1 protein-coding gene is annotated in these 533 nt (G+C 60.2%); it reads right to left on the bottom strand.

Going from position 1 to position 533, the window contains the following annotated elements:
• Window positions 1–533: DUF6531 domain-containing protein (locus PMI23_RS28540; protein WP_007950349.1), on the bottom strand; the 533-nt coding region annotated here is incomplete at both ends.

Here is a 533-nt window from a genome sequence, read left to right as displayed (position 1 = left end):
GCAGGATCACGTGGGCGTCGTCGTAGTCGTAACGCTCGCTGTCACCGACGGCGTTGCTGGCCTCGATCAGGTGTTGATAAGCGTCGTAGCGGTAACTGACCAGCGCCTGTTCGGTGCTCCAGGCACCGTCGCGAAACACCTGGTAATCCACACCAACCAACTGCGCGCGGTCATAGCGCAACAGCAGCGAACGCCCGGCGCCGTTGTCCAGTCGCTGCACCCGGTCAGAGCGATCGCGCTGCACCGTCAGACGGTTGCCATAGCTATCGCTGATCGCCGTCAGCCGTCCTGCGCGAAAGTGATAGAACCGCGCCGTTTCACCGGCCAGCGCGAGGATCAGTTCTTCCGGTTCATCGCCAAGAAAAATCGCCGCCCGCGACAAACTGTTGTGAATCGCCGGTCTTTCAACGCTCGGCAACGGAAATCGAGTGCGCCGGTTTTCGTGATCGACCCAAACCACCTCATCAGCGAAAAACTCCAGCCGATGTGCCAGCGAATGACTCCAGCCAAACCCCAACCCGACATCGATTTCG

It is taken from the genome of Pseudomonas sp. GM24, from assembly GCF_000282235.1.
GTDB lineage: Bacteria > Pseudomonadota > Gammaproteobacteria > Pseudomonadales > Pseudomonadaceae > Aquipseudomonas.
Note: the sequence above shows the minus strand (reverse complement) of the source record. Positions and strands in the feature narration are given on the sequence as shown.